Origin of the sequence: Pantoea sp. EA-12, from assembly GCF_030053355.1 — a bacterium.
Lineage (GTDB): Bacteria > Pseudomonadota > Gammaproteobacteria > Enterobacterales > Enterobacteriaceae > Pantoea > Pantoea vagans_C.
Map to the genome: position 1 here is coordinate 75,483 of NZ_JASGBY010000022.1, position 13,428 is coordinate 88,910.

Here is a 13,428-nt window from a genome sequence, read left to right on the forward strand (position 1 = left end):
TTATTACTGCCCTTCCAGCACCTTAATATCGGCACTGCCCTGCTGCGGCGCATCTTTACGTAGCTTCGCCACATCCTTCGCCGTCACCGTTGACTTCACACCATTACCCCAACTGCCACGGATAAAGTTGACCACATCCGCAACCTGGTTGTCGTTCAGACGCCAGCCGAACGCCGGCATGGTGATCGCCGAAGGTGCGCCCTGCACGCCAGGCAAGGTGCCGCCCACCAGCACGATATGAATCAGCGAGGTCGGATCCTCTGCCATCACCACCGGGTTGCCACGCAGCGCCGGATAGAAGCGCTGGTAGCCGCTGCCGTCAGTTTTATGGCAGGCCGCACAGCTATCGACATACACCGATGCGCCTGGCTGGCCGTCATCACCTTTCCACAACGCTTTGGCAACCGCATCATCCTGCGTGAATACCGTCTGGCTGGCATCCTTCGCACCGAGCGACTTCAGATATTTGGCAATCGCGCTGATATCTTCGTCATTGAGGTATTGCAGGCTGTGCTGCACCACATCGGTCATACCACCAAATACCGCGGTGTGATCGTTGCGGCCAAAGCGCAGGAACTGTTTCAGGTCGTCTTCGCTCCAGCGGCCTAAACCGTCACGGTTGTCACTGCGCAGGTTGCTTGCGGTCCAGCCATCAATCGGAGCGCTGCTGCCAGACAGGTAATCGTTGCCTTCGCCGTTATTCAGCGCTTTTTCCTGCATGGTGATGCTACGTGGCGTATGGCAAGCCCCGCAGTGTCCGAGGCCTTCCACCAGATAGCGACCGCGCGCCAGGGCGGGATCTTCCTGTGCGGCAGGCTGGAACGCTTTCACGTCCGGCGCAAACATGCCACGCCAGATGGAGAGCGGCCAGCGCATCGACAGCGGCCACGGAATATCGCTGTCTTTGTTTGCCTGTGACACCGGCTGTACGCCATGCATGAAGTAGGCATACAGCGCCTTCATGTCGTCATCGCTCACCACCGCATAGGATGGGTATGGCATGGCGGGATAGAGGGTATCGCCATTTTTCGCTACGCCGTGACGCACCGCTTTCTGGAAATCGTCATAGCTGTAGTCACCAATCCCGGTGGTTTTATCCGGTGTGATGTTGGTGGAGTAGATGGTGCCAATCGGGGTGGCCATCGGTAATCCACCGGCAAAAGGTTTGCCGCCCGCCGTGCTGTGACAGGCGACGCAGTCACCCGCGCGCGCCAGATATTCACCGCGCTTCACCAGTGCGTCGGAACCTGCTTCGTCCGCCACCGCGGCGAAGGTCATCGTGCCCAGAAACAGGGCTAAAATGCTTTTGATCATCGCCTTGTTCCTTATGCCTGTACCAGCGGGCCGGGGTTCTTCAGATACTGTTCACGAATGGCTTTGGCTGACCAGTAACTCAGCGCGGCCACCATACCGGTCGGGTTGTAACCGAGGCCCTGCGGGAACGCAGACGCACCTGGCACAAACACGTTCGGCACATCCCAGCTCTGCAGGTAACGGTTCACTGCACTGGTTTTCGGATCTTCACCCATGATCGCCCCGCCACTCATGTGCGTGGTCTGGTACACGGTGGTATCGAAGTGGGTGCCCGGTCCTTTTGCGCCGCCGATGATCATTTTCGGGTTCATCGCTTCAGTGATCTTACGCATCTTGCCGACCATAAACTGCGCCATCTTGATGTCGTTCTCCTGCCAGTCAAAGGTCATACGCAGCAGCGGCTGGCCGTAAACATCTTTGTAGTTCGGATCGAGATCGAGGTAGTTAGCGCGATAGGACTGGTGCGCACCGTGTGCATCCATCGAGATGTGATGGTTGTAGGTATCCGCCACCGCCGATTTCCACTGGCTGCCCCAGTTCGGCGTGCCCTTCGGCGTCGGCAAACCAGAAATCGGCTTGGTGCCCGCCTGGTTAACCCAGAACGGCGAGCCGCCGACAAAGCCATACGGACCGTGGTCGAAGTTATCGGCGTTGAAGTCATCCACCGCCACACCCGCACCGCCCGCACCAATGAACGGGTTGGTGGTGGTGTTCTTATCGAACAGCGCCTTGAGGGTCGAAATGTTCTGGTAGGCAAAGTTACGCCCCACCACACCTTCGTTGCTGATCGGGTTATACGGCTTGCCGATACCTGATAGCAGCATCAAATGGACGTTGTGGAACTGGAAGGCGGAGAGAATCACCAGGTCCGCAGGCTGCACCACTTCACGGCCCTGACCATCAAGATAGGTCACGCCGGTGGCGCGTTTCTTGTCATCGGTCAGATTCACACGCAGCACGTAGGAGTTGTTACGCAGTTCGAACTTCGGTTCCTGACGCAGCGCGGGCAGAATATTCACGTTCGGCGACGCCTTGGAGTACATGTAGCAGGCATAGCCGCTGCAGTAACCGCAGAAGTTACACGGCCCCATCTGCGCGCCGTAGGTGTTGGTGTACGGGCCAGAAGTGTTAGCGGACGGCATATCGTAGGGGTGATAACCCACTGATTCAGCAGCCTGAGCAAACAGTTGGGCCGAATAGGTGCGTTTCTGCGCGGGCAGCGGGAAATCGCTGGAGCGGTCAGGCGCGTAAGGGTTTCCGCCCTTTTCTTTACCCTGCAGCTTACCTTTAATCGACCAGGCGCTGCCGGAAGTACCAAACACTTTCTCCGCCTGGTCAAAGAACGGCTCCAGCTCATCGTAGCTGACGCCGAAATCCTGAATGGACATACCTTCCGGGATGAAGCTTTTGCCATAGCGCTGCTCATAGTGGCTACGCAGGTTGAGCTCAACCGGATCGACGCGGAAGTGTACGCCCGACCAGTGCAGACCCGCACCGCCGGTGCCGGTTCCCGGTAGAAACGCCGCCAGTTGACGATAAGGTACGGCGGTTTGAGACGCATCGTGACGGATAGTTACGGTGCTTTTCGACAAATCCTGGAACAGCTTTTTACGGATGTTATAGGTCAGTTCATCAATTGACTGCGGATAGGATCCATCGGGGTAAGTATCACGATGCGGACCACGCTCCAGCGCGACAACGTTAAGACCGGCTTCAGTCAACTCTTTCGCCATGATCGCCCCGGCCCAGCCGAAACCGACCACCACTGCGTCTACTTTTTTCAATTCATTTGCCACGGTTACGCCCTCTCCCCGCGAATATCCACTGACGGGAACGGATAACGTTCGCCGCGCTCTACCCAATCCATAAAGTCGGCACGTGCGCCTGGGAAGCCAATCAGCTTCCAGCCCACCATGCCTTGGTTGCCGCCATGGATCGGATCACTGAAGTACCCCTCGCGGGTGTTCTGCAGCAGGAAGGAGAAGAAGGTTTTTGCCGCCAGTTGAGGGAACTCGGCCTGGCCGCTCTCAAAGGCGGTGAGAAGCGCGTCTTGTTGTTCACCGCTTAACTCGGCAAACACTTTGCCATGCTGTTTTTTGCTCCAGCTGTCCGCATCGGCAAGCCCCAGGCGATAAATCTGCTGCGGCACCAGCGGAGACTGGTAACCCAGCTCTTTCGGCAGATCGGGATTGAACGGCCCCTGCATATACCAGTTGCTACCGGTGGCGTAAGGGGTATTCATTTGACGATCGATAAACTCCGGCACACCGGCTTCCAGTGCGCCAGGACCGCGTTCATCATTCGGGATCAGGCGCGCAACGGCCGCTTTGAGGAAAGCGTACTCTTCTGCGGTAAACCAGTTCGGTTGGTAATCACGTGCCTGTTGCGGTGCGACAGGTTGCTCTGCTGCCCCAGCGGCCATTGGCACCACCAGCGCGCCCATCGCCGAACTGCCAACCGCCATTGCGGGTGCCAGGGTGATGGTTCTTAGCAGAAAATCCCTGCGACTATGACCATTTTTTTGTTCTGACATGACATTGCCTCAGTACCGCAGATGATGCGGTATGAAAGTTAAGTGATTGCGTTGTATTGTTTTTTTATGGGTGACTTAAGGGATACAGCGTTACTGTTACCGGTAACAATGCGCGTAGTGTAACACCTTCCCCGTTAATAATTTAGTTTCTCGAAACAAATGCGCACAAAATACTTAACAACTGATGGCAGCGCTTTACATCGCTGGGACGATGCTGTCATCGTCAGAAACAACCTACAAAAGACAGATCATGTCTATCAGGGTATAAAAGAGTACACACAACAGCGGAGTGCCTATGTTTAAGTCCTATTTTCCGCGGCCAGCGCTGTTTTTCAGCTCGGCGGCGATTTGGAGTTTGATTGCGATTTTTGCCTGGTTTGGCTTTGCCGATAATCTGCCTGCACTGTGGCCATCGCTACATGCAGCAATACAGCAGCCGTTACCCACCAATGCTTCCCGTTTTATTCACCCGGCCCAGCTCTGGTTCTATGCCTACTATTGGATAATGGCGTCCATTTTCGCCCTTGCCTGGAAGGTGATTGATAACCATCCGTGGCAGCGCTGGTCGGTATGGGGCGCAGCCCTGATCATCTTCGTCACCTGGTTCGGGGTACAAGTTGGCGTGGCAGTCAATGCGTGGTACGGCCCGTTCTATGATTTGATCCAAAAAGCCTTAACCAAGGCAGGATCGGTGCAAATCACCGAGTTTTACCAGCAAGTTGTGGCGTTTTTGGGTATTGCACTCATTGCCGTAGTGATCGGCGTCATGAATTCGTTCTTCATCAGCCACTGGGTATTCCGCTGGCGTACTGCGATGAATAACTACTACATGCACAACTGGCAGCGCCTGCGTCAGGTCGAAGGTGCCGCACAGCGTGTGCAGGAAGACACCATGCGTTTTGCCAGCACGCTGGAAGACTGGGGCGTAAGTTTCATTCAAGCCATCATGACGCTTGTGGCCTTCCTGCCAGTGCTGATCGCGCTGTCACATCACGTCAAAGATATCCCGCTGTTGGGTAACATCCCTTACGCGCTGGTGATTGCCGCGGTGCTGTGGTCAGTGATTGGTACCGGGCTGTTGGCGGTAGTGGGGATTAAATTACCGGGGCTGGAGTTCCGTAATCAGCGTGTGGAAGCCGCTTACCGTAAAGAGCTGGTATACGGTGAAGATAATGACGATCGCGCGTCACCGCCGACGGTCAATGAGCTGTTTAGTCGCGTGCGCTTTAACTATTTCCGTCTCTACTTCCACTATTTGTACTTCAACATCACCCGCATTCTCTATCTGCAGGTCGATAACGTGTTCGGACTGTTTTTGCTGTTCCCATCAATCGTGGCAGGCACTATTACGCTGGGTTTACTCAACCAGATTACCAATGTGTTTGATCAGGTGCGCTCTTCGTTCCAGTACCTGATTTCCTCCTGGTCGACGCTGGTGGAGTTGATGTCGATTTATAAACGTCTGCGCAGTTTTGAGCAGATTCTGGCTGATATTCCGCATGATGAGATGATGCGCGAAGCAGCTGAGTGAGGTGTGTGCGGTCTGATGCCCTCACCCTGGCCCTCTCCCACAGTGAGAGGGAACTGCCCTGAGCGATATGCAGGTGTGGGGTAGCCCCCAAATTCTCTCGGTCTGTCCCCTCTCCCACTTGTGGGTGAGGGTGAGGGTTAGGGTGAGGGCCGCCCCCTAACCCTCTCCCTAACCCTTAACCCGCCAGCACCGCGAACACTCTCTCAATCGCATGCGCACCGGGATCTTTCACCCCATCCAGACTCTGCTGATTCAGATACGCTGAACGGCCTGCTTTGGCGCTCTGCATTTGCGCCGTGGCATCCGCACCTTGCTGTGCCGCTTTCGCCGCTGCTGCCAGCGATTCACCCGCCACTAGCGCTTCCAGAGCCGGTTGCAGCGCATCCACCAAGGTACGATGTCCCGGTTGCGCGCCGCCGTAGTGCTTCATGCGCTCCAGCCCATGCATCAGCGCCTGCGGTAACGCGCTACCTTCTTCCAGCTGCTGGCCCGCACTGGTGAACAGAATCGACATCAACACACCGCTCGATCCGCCCATCACCGTCGCAAGTTGCTCCCCGATCAGCGCCATCAAGGTCGGCAACTCATCCAGCGGCAGCTGCTTGTCACGCAAACCCCGCTGAATTTTTTTCGCGCCTGCGGCAAAGGTCGAACCGGTATCACCGTCGCCGACTTTGGCATCCAACGCGTTCAGCTCGCTCTCCAGATCGATCAGCGTTTGTGTCACACGCTCAACGGTCGCGGCGACCTCAGCGTTATCAGAAGGATCGAAATCCAGCACGCTGCCCACTTTCTCTGCACTCTGCAAACTGATCGGCGCGAAGTCATACACCGGCACCCAACCCAATACCTGTACCGGGGCATTTAACGCTTCAAGGAACGGTTCTTCCAATGCCAGCAGCGACAGTGAGAAGCCTTTCATATCCAGGGCGCTCACCAGCGTTGCCGGGCCAATCAGATGGGTCACGCGGGCCGCCAGCGGTGACTGCAACACTTCACGCGTCAGCAGCGCCAGCTCAAGCTGTGAGAATCCGCCGAGGTTGTTGATCAGCAGCAGCGCCTGTTTGCCGTCGGGCAATGCCTGCGCCAGTTTATCGGTCATAATACTGCTGATTTTGCGACTGTTTTGCGTGTCCAGCGTCACCACGCCAGGCTCGCCATGAATGCCCATCCCCAGCTCGCTGTGGCCTGCCGCCACACGGTCATCACGCGTTTCCCCCGGGATGTGGCACGTCGCGAATGCCAGGCCAATCGAAGCGGTCGCATCGATAGCCCTTTGTGCCAGCGCCTGAACCTCTTCAAGTGAGTGTCCTTGCTCCGCGGCAAACCCGGCGATTTTGTGCACCAGCACGGTCCCGGCAATACCACGCGGCTGCGGATTTTCCGGTAGCGCGATATCATCCTGAACCATAACAATTTCGACTTTGTAACCGAGATTTTTCGCCTTCTCGGCAGCCAGGCCAAAGTTAAGGCGGTCGCCGGTGTAATTTTTCACTATTAGCAGGCAACCGGCCTCACCGGTGACGTTGATAATGGCGTTCAATACCGCATCCACGCTCGGCGAGGCAAAGATATCGCCGCACACCGCCGCCGTGAGCATGCCTTTGCCGACGAAACCGGCATGCGCGGGTTCATGGCCCGATCCGCCACCGGAGATCAGCGCCACTTTGCTCTTATCCCAATCCGAACGCACCACCACGCGGATCTCATCACCAAGATCAAGGCGGCGTAAGTTGTGCCACGGCGTACTCAGCAAAACCCCTTCGATGGCTTCGTTGACCAGATCGCTCTTCTCATGCATAAAAAACTGGCTCATTGCTTCCTCTCCATTGGTGTTGTCGTTGTAAAAGGTAGCGTAAAAGCGGGGAGGACTTCGCGATGAAAGGCAGGAAATGCAAAGGGCGGCACACGCCGCCCTTGAGTTTCAGATAACTTCCGCTTACAGCGCGATGCGCAGCACGCTATCTGGGTTTTTCGGTGGCTCTTTACGGGTGCCAGGCTGCTTGATGCTGACAAACAGGGTTTTGCCATCGGCAGACAGCGCCAGGCTGTTTGGCAGGCCCGGTGCTTTGACCGTGCGCTTCACTTTGTAGGTGCTGGCGTCGATGATGCTGATCTCACCCGCTTTACGGTGCGTCACATACAGCTCGTTACGATCGGCATTGAACAGCACCGCCAGAGATTCTGGCACATCAATCTTATGGATCACTTGCTGAGTGCGCGCATCCAGCACCAGCACCTGAGGCTGCTTGGAGTCGCTCAGGAAGATGCGGTGGCCTTTGGTGTCCAACGCAATGTTCAGGAAGAAGTGATCTTTTTCGCCATCAATTTTCTGACGTTTTTCAATCGCGTTCAGACGGGTATTGATGGTGACCAGCTCGCCATCAGCGTTGGTCACGTACAGCTTCTGCGCAGCAGAGTCGAGCGCCAGGCCAGTGCCCATTTTGCCGGTATTCGGCACGGTGCTGACCAGCTTCAGGGTTTTGCCATCCACCACCCACACCACGCTCTGCTCACCCAGCCCCGTGATATAGACGCGGTCAGTTGCGGCATCGGCCACCAGTTCACGCGGCTGCAGTGGACGTACGCTGTCACTGCGCTTACGTGCATCCAGCACCAGCGAGTTGATCTCTTTTCCGCTCGTCGCATCCACGGCAGTGACCGCGGCATCACGGGTATTACCAAAGAACAGGGTATTGGTTTTCTGGTTGATGGTGGCACCAAAGGTTGGCAGTTCAGTGCTGATCGCCTGCTTCACCGCCAGATCCTGCGGGTCGAGACGATAAACCGTGCCGCCTTTGCTGCTGGCATTTTGTGCCGTGGCAACAAACAGCGCGTTATCGCTGTTGCTGAACGCCAGTTCGTAAGCACCTTTTGAGATCACCTGGTTCAGCGGCTGAGGTTCGGCCGCCAGTACTGCAGAGGATGACAACAGCGCCGTTGCCAGCAGCAGCGGACGCAGCGCCCACGTTGTTTTATTCGCTTTCATAACTTCTCCATAGCAAAACCACCGCCTCTTGGCAGTGAAGTGAAAGCTCGACAGTGCAACCAATTTTATAAAGACAGCCCGAGGCGAGCTGACGAAGGATGATTTTTTTTGAGAATAGTAATCATTTCGTGGAGAAAGTGACAGGAATTTATCAGGTTACCAACGCCGCCAGGGCGCCCGGAGGCACCCTGTCAGCACAGAACGTTAACGCAGACTTATTTGGTCAGTTCGGCAGTCATGTGCACGCCGTTGTTGAAGTTGGCTTCAGTCACTTTATACGAAGCACCAGCTTTATGCGCCTGAGCAGCGATTTGCGCTTCTGCACCATCAAGCGTTGAGGCACAGGCAGTCACGCTTTGCGCGAAGCTGGCGAATGGCAGAACAGACAGGGCAACAACAGCAGCAAAAGTTTTGATAGATTTCATGGTCAATTCCTCAGTCAATGTTTTATCAGATAAGGCGTCATCGCCTTATTGAGATACATAATAGGCTGATCATTGAGGAGTAAAAAGCGGAGAGATTTGCCAAAGTTATTCGATTAATTTGAACGAAAAAGGCACGTTTGGATTAACCCTTGTGCAAAGGGTTAAAAAACCAGGTTTTCATAAATGGGCGGGATTAATGACTGCGAATGGTGCAATGGAAAAGGTCGCCATATATGACGGAGTGCCGCTCACTCAAGCAAAAATGAATACGTATGCTGGTGCGCATAAATGCGCACACTACGAAACTGCGTATACGGGTGTACCTAAATGCGCACCCTACGAAACCGCGCACGATCGTCGTAGGGTGGCCATTTATGGCGACCGAAAAGCCGCTAAAACGAATTTAACCGTGATGACGCACCCGCGTGAAAATGGTGATGGCCGCTAACAGCATCAACACACCACTGGCCAGGAACACGCCGCCAGCCCCTTGCAGGTCAAACATCCAGCCGCCTGCCGCTGCACCTGCGGTGATCGCCAACTGAATGGTCGCCACCAGCAGACCTCCGCCGGACTCCGCATCATCTGGCACTGCACGGGAAATCCACGTTGACCAGCCGGTCGGCATCGAACCGAATGCCAGACCCCACATCGCCACACCCGCACCGACCAGCCAAGGCAGATTGCCAAAACTCACCAGCACCACAGCGGTGACGCTCATCACCAGCGCCATGCCGGTCAAGGTCAATGACACACTGCGCGTCACCAGGAAACCGGCCAGCGAAGTGCCGAAGAAGTTCGCCACACCGAATGCCAGTAACACCAGCGACAGCTGATTAATGTTGAGCTGGGCACTGCTCTCCAGGAACGGGCGCAGATAGGTAAAGAAGGCGAAGTGACCGGTAAACATCATGATCACCGCCAGCATGCCCCAGCGCATCAGGCTGTTACGTAACAGATCCAGCACCCCACCGCTGCGCGCTTTGTTCTCTGGCGGCATGGCTGGCAAGGTGAAGAATTGCCAGAACAGCGCCAACACCCCTAACGCGCCGGTTAACAAAAAGATGTTGCGCCAGCCAATCAAACCGCCCAGATAGCTGCCCAAGGGCGCGGCAATAATGGTCGCCAGCGAAATACCGCTAAACACAATCGACAGTGCGCGCGGCACCTGGTCTGGTGGCACCAACCGCATGGTGATGGCGGTGGAGAGCGTCCAGAAGCCGCCAATCGCCATGCCAAGCAGCACGCGTGCCAGCAAGATCATCGGCAGGTTTTCGGCAAAAGCCACCAGCAGCGCCGACGCAATCAGTAACAGCGTGAAGGCCAGCATCACCATGCGACGGTCGAGACGCCGCGTAATGTTACCAATCACCAGACTGGTGAGCAGCGCCACCAGCGCCGTTACCGTTACCGTTTGCCCCGCCTGCCCTTCACTCACCTGCAGCGAGTCGGCAATCGGTGTCAACAAACTGACCGGCAGAAACTCGGCGGTAATCAGGCCGAATACGCCAAAGGCCATGGCAAACACCGCGCCCCATGCGGGTTTATCCACCGCTATACTTGTTTCGACAACTTCAGTATCCAGACTCATTTGCGATCCCCATCACAAAAATTCAGGTTGTAAGCATAGTGAGACTAAGCAAGACGATCTATGATACAAAAACTTTGTTTTTTGATTATTCGTCTGGATTCGTATGAGCCGCTATGAAGATCTGACCAGTGAACTGCTGATGGGTATGCGCTTGTATGGCGTGAAGTACCAGCGTATTGCCTTACATACTCCGTTTGGTTTGCAGTACGATGACGCGCCGGGTAAAGCTCAACTGCACTTTGTTGGCCGGGGATCGTTGCTGATCCGCTCGGCATCTGGCGTGATCTATCCACTGCAAGCCGGCGATGCGCTGCTGATCCCCCACGGCAAAGCGCATGCGTTAATCTCATCTGAAGACGCCATCTGCGAGCCGATCGGCACCTTTAACAGCAAGCCGATTTGCGGCAGCGTCTGTTCGATAGGCGACAGCGGCGAAGATTGCCCCGACGACAGCGACGTCATCCTGTTTAGCGCCTGCATGGCATTTGAACTCGGCGGCATGCAGCCGCTGGTGCATACCATGCCGGATGTGATGCTGGTGAGTACCCTGCTGGCACAGTACCCGGAAATCCAACCGATTCTGGATGCCATGGAGCGTGAAACCCGCGATCGTAAAGCCGGTTTTGCCGGGATTTTGTCCCGACTGGCAGATGTGGTGGCCGCGCAAATTGTCCGCGGTTGGGTGGAAAACGGCTGCGGCAAGGGCAGTGGCCTAGTGCAGGCATTGCGCGATCCGCGTCTCAGCCAGGCAATGGCAGCCATGCACCGCGCACCAGGGGAAAACTGGACGGTGGAGCGGCTGGCGCGTGAATCAGGCAGCTCGCGCTCGGTGTTTGCCGCTCGCTTTCAGTCCGCCACCGGTATGACGCCGCTGCGCTATCTCACCGAGTTGCGCATGCGCCTGGCGGTAGAACGTATTGTGAATGAGGGTGAAGCGGTGGAAAGCGTGGCCTTCCACCTCGGTTACGGCTCGCTGGCGGCGTTTAGCCGTGCCTTCAAGCGTATTGTCGGCTCGCCGCCCGGGGCGTTACGTGCCGCGCGCGAAACCCTTTAACGAAATACGCTAATGGCTTCCACCAGTCGGTTGGCTTGACGTGCCATCCGCCCTGAAGCCTCGGCGCTCTCTGCCACGCGGGCGGCGTTTTGATGCGTGATGTCATCAAGATCTTCCACCGCCGTGCTGACTTCGCTCAGTGCGATGGATTGCTCAGCGGTAGCCGAACTGATTTGTGCGATCAACGCGGTCACGTTTTGCACCTGGCCAACAATCTCCTGCATAGTACGGCCGGCCGCATCTGCGTGATCGCTGCCGGACTGCACGCGGCTGGCGCTGGTTTCGACCAGGGTTTTAATTTCGCTGGCGGCTTTGGCACTGCGTTGTGCCAGACTGCGCACTTCACCCGCGACCACGGCAAATCCTTTCCCCTGCTCACCGGCTCGTGCCGCTTCGACGGCGGCATTGAGTGCCAGAATGTTGGTCTGGAAGGCGATCCCGTCAATCACGCTGGTGATATTGGCGATACGTTTGGAGCTGTCAGCGATTTCCGCCATCATACCCACCATCTCCTGCATCACTTCGCCGCCTTTCAACGCCGCATGGCTGGTGTTCTCCGACAGGTTATTCACTTCACTGGCGGTATCGGTATTACTTTTCACCGTGGCGGTCATTTCGTTCATGGTGGCTGCCGTTTGCTGCACATTGGCTGCGGCTTGTTCAGTGCGACGACTCAACTCATCGTTGCTACGGGCAATGGCATCACTGGCGCTTAAGACGTTGATCGCCTGACCACTGACATCATCCACCAGCCAGCGGAACATCAGACCCAACTGACCGATAGCGCGCAGGGTGATGCCGATTTCATCAACGCGATCCAACTGCTCCACTTTATGGCTGGCACCGGTCGCTACGCTCAGTGCCTGGCGGCAGATGCGCTCCATCGGGCGAGAAATCTGCTGCTCCAGCCACAGACTGGCCAACAGCAGCAAGACAGCCATACCACCGGCAAAGCAGCCGAGTTGCAGGGTGTTCATTCCCAGCAGCGCCACCCCACCCACCGACAGCGGCAGCAGTGCCAGCAACGTGGAGCGGATGCGCCAGCGCAGTGGCATGGTTTTCAACAGGGAGCCAAACCGACGCCAGCCGGTGCCGATCAACAAGCCTTTGTGGAAACGGCGTCCTTTGGCACGCCCTTCTCGGAAGTCGCGGTACAGCGCTTCCGTCTGACGGATTTCCTCCACGGATGGCTTAGTGCGCACAGACATAAAGCCCTGAACTTTGCCTTCTCTTACCACCGGAATCGCGTTGGCACGCACCCAGTAGTGATCACCGTTCTTTCGGCGATTTTTGACCAGCGCGGTCCAGGGTTCGCCCTGTTTCAGCGTCGCCCACATGTCTGCAAAGGCTTCCGGCGGCATATCCGGATGACGCACCATATTATGCGGTTGGCCATTGACCTCATCCGGCTCGAACCCGCTGACCTCAATAAAAGCATCGTTGGCATAGGTGATGTAACTGTTGAGATCGGTGGTCGACATCAGCGTGGCGTCGTCGTCAAAAATAAACTCGCGCTGAGTGATGGGCTGGTTGTTCCGCATGTGTGTTGTCCTTGCAAGATGCAGGCTAAAGGAAAAATCGATAATACTTTTTTACCTTTTCGGCAGCGCAAGGAGCGGGCTTTAGCACGAATAATTAATTTTTATCCTGAATTAAAGGCCAAACGGGTAATGTCCCTGTTTTTATGGTGGAAAAGAATCAGTAAAATTTCATTTAGGGTAAATGAAATCATTGTTTAGCTTGATGAGCAGAGTGCGCACCCGACGAAAACCGCAGCATCCCAATAGGGCCGCCATTTATGGCGTAATGCTTGTCAGTTAAGGACTCAGGCTGCTTATTGATAAGTGGCCTGTCTTTTCCGTGCGGGCTCTGCCGCCACTACTGCCCCCTCTGGGCCGTCCTCGCGCCGCTAACGCGGTACCTTCGACTTCCACGTCGTGCCGGACGGACCGTTCGCGGATGACCATCCATGGTCGGCCGCGAACTGCCCC

At 56.2% G+C, this 13,428-nt stretch carries 10 protein-coding genes; 2 read left to right on the forward strand and 8 right to left on the reverse strand.

From position 1 onward, the window contains the following. Positions 1-3 precede the first annotated feature (3 nt). Genes QMZ30_RS23810 through QMZ30_RS23820 form a run of 3 tightly spaced genes read right to left on the reverse strand, consistent with a single transcriptional unit; the run spans position 4 to position 3,847 of the window. A complete protein-coding gene (locus QMZ30_RS23810) occupies positions 4-1,314 on the reverse strand; it encodes a c-type cytochrome (RefSeq protein ID WP_283229129.1) in 1,311 nt (436 codons plus the stop codon). Between the two features lie 11 nt (positions 1,315-1,325). Further along, positions 1,326-3,110 carry a GMC family oxidoreductase gene (locus QMZ30_RS23815; protein ID WP_283229130.1) on the reverse strand — a complete coding sequence of 595 codons (1,785 nt, stop codon included), beginning with the start codon at positions 3,108-3,110 and terminating at the stop codon, positions 1,326-1,328. A gap of 2 nt (positions 3,111-3,112) precedes the next feature. Beyond that, positions 3,113-3,847, reverse strand: a complete 735-nt coding sequence (locus tag QMZ30_RS23820) for a gluconate 2-dehydrogenase subunit 3 family protein (protein WP_039330378.1) — start codon at positions 3,845-3,847, stop codon at positions 3,113-3,115. Positions 3,848-4,142: 295 nt separating this feature from the next. Here QMZ30_RS23820 and sbmA point away from each other — a divergent pair, with 295 nt between their 5' ends. Beyond that, positions 4,143-5,378 (forward strand): peptide antibiotic transporter SbmA, encoded by a 1,236-nt coding sequence (gene sbmA, locus QMZ30_RS23825; RefSeq protein WP_283229131.1) that lies wholly within the window; start codon positions 4,143-4,145, stop codon positions 5,376-5,378. 175 nt (positions 5,379-5,553) lie between these two features. Here sbmA and QMZ30_RS23830 read toward each other — a convergent pair whose 3' ends face one another. The 4 genes from QMZ30_RS23830 to QMZ30_RS23845 all read right to left on the reverse strand — a co-directional run bounded on the left by QMZ30_RS23830 (position 5,554) and on the right by QMZ30_RS23845 (position 10,383). Continuing rightward, positions 5,554-7,194 (reverse strand): dihydroxyacetone kinase subunit DhaK, encoded by a 1,641-nt coding sequence (locus tag QMZ30_RS23830; protein WP_283229132.1) that lies wholly within the window; start codon positions 7,192-7,194, stop codon positions 5,554-5,556. Between the two features lie 123 nt (positions 7,195-7,317). Beyond that, a complete protein-coding gene (gene yncE / locus QMZ30_RS23835) occupies positions 7,318-8,367 on the reverse strand; it encodes a 7-bladed beta-propeller protein YncE (protein ID WP_283229133.1) in 1,050 nt (349 codons plus the stop codon). A gap of 215 nt (positions 8,368-8,582) precedes the next feature. Then, positions 8,583-8,792, reverse strand: a complete 210-nt coding sequence (locus QMZ30_RS23840) for a YdgH/BhsA/McbA family protein (RefSeq protein WP_039330385.1) — start codon at positions 8,790-8,792, stop codon at positions 8,583-8,585. 403 nt (positions 8,793-9,195) lie between these two features. Then, positions 9,196-10,383, reverse strand: a complete 1,188-nt coding sequence (locus QMZ30_RS23845) for an MFS transporter (protein WP_283229134.1) — start codon at positions 10,381-10,383, stop codon at positions 9,196-9,198. 103 nt (positions 10,384-10,486) lie between these two features. Between QMZ30_RS23845 and QMZ30_RS23850 the strand changes: the two genes are divergently transcribed. Next, positions 10,487-11,437, forward strand: a complete 951-nt coding sequence (locus tag QMZ30_RS23850) for an AraC family transcriptional regulator (RefSeq protein ID WP_039330389.1) — start codon at positions 10,487-10,489, stop codon at positions 11,435-11,437. Here QMZ30_RS23850 and QMZ30_RS23855 read toward each other — a convergent pair. Then, the gene (locus tag QMZ30_RS23855; protein WP_283229135.1) at positions 11,434-12,978 is read right to left on the reverse strand and encodes a methyl-accepting chemotaxis protein; all 1,545 of its coding nucleotides are present in this window, start codon (positions 12,976-12,978) and stop codon (positions 11,434-11,436) included. The two genes, QMZ30_RS23850 and QMZ30_RS23855, sit on opposite strands and share 4 nt — an antisense overlap. Positions 12,979-13,428: the final 450 nt, after the last annotated feature.

Bases quoted from the DNA above. Each gene is read 5' to 3' on its own strand.
- QMZ30_RS23810 (WP_283229129.1), bottom strand. From the start codon at position 1,314: ATGATCAAAAGCATTTTAGCCCTGTTTCTGGGCACGATGACCTTCGCC.
- QMZ30_RS23820 (WP_039330378.1), bottom strand. From the start codon at position 3,847: ATGTCAGAACAAAAAAATGGTCATAGTCGCAGGGATTTTCTGCTAAGA.
- sbmA (WP_283229131.1), top strand. From the start codon at position 4,143: ATGTTTAAGTCCTATTTTCCGCGGCCAGCGCTGTTTTTCAGCTCGGCG.
- QMZ30_RS23830 (WP_283229132.1), bottom strand. From the start codon at position 7,194: ATGAGCCAGTTTTTTATGCATGAGAAGAGCGATCTGGTCAACGAAGCC.
- yncE (WP_283229133.1), bottom strand. From the start codon at position 8,367: ATGAAAGCGAATAAAACAACGTGGGCGCTGCGTCCGCTGCTGCTGGCA.
- QMZ30_RS23840 (WP_039330385.1), bottom strand. From the start codon at position 8,792: ATGAAATCTATCAAAACTTTTGCTGCTGTTGTTGCCCTGTCTGTTCTG.
- QMZ30_RS23845 (WP_283229134.1), bottom strand. From the start codon at position 10,383: ATGAGTCTGGATACTGAAGTTGTCGAAACAAGTATAGCGGTGGATAAA.
- QMZ30_RS23850 (WP_039330389.1), top strand. From the start codon at position 10,487: ATGAGCCGCTATGAAGATCTGACCAGTGAACTGCTGATGGGTATGCGC.
- QMZ30_RS23855 (WP_283229135.1), bottom strand. From the start codon at position 12,978: ATGCGGAACAACCAGCCCATCACTCAGCGCGAGTTTATTTTTGACGAC.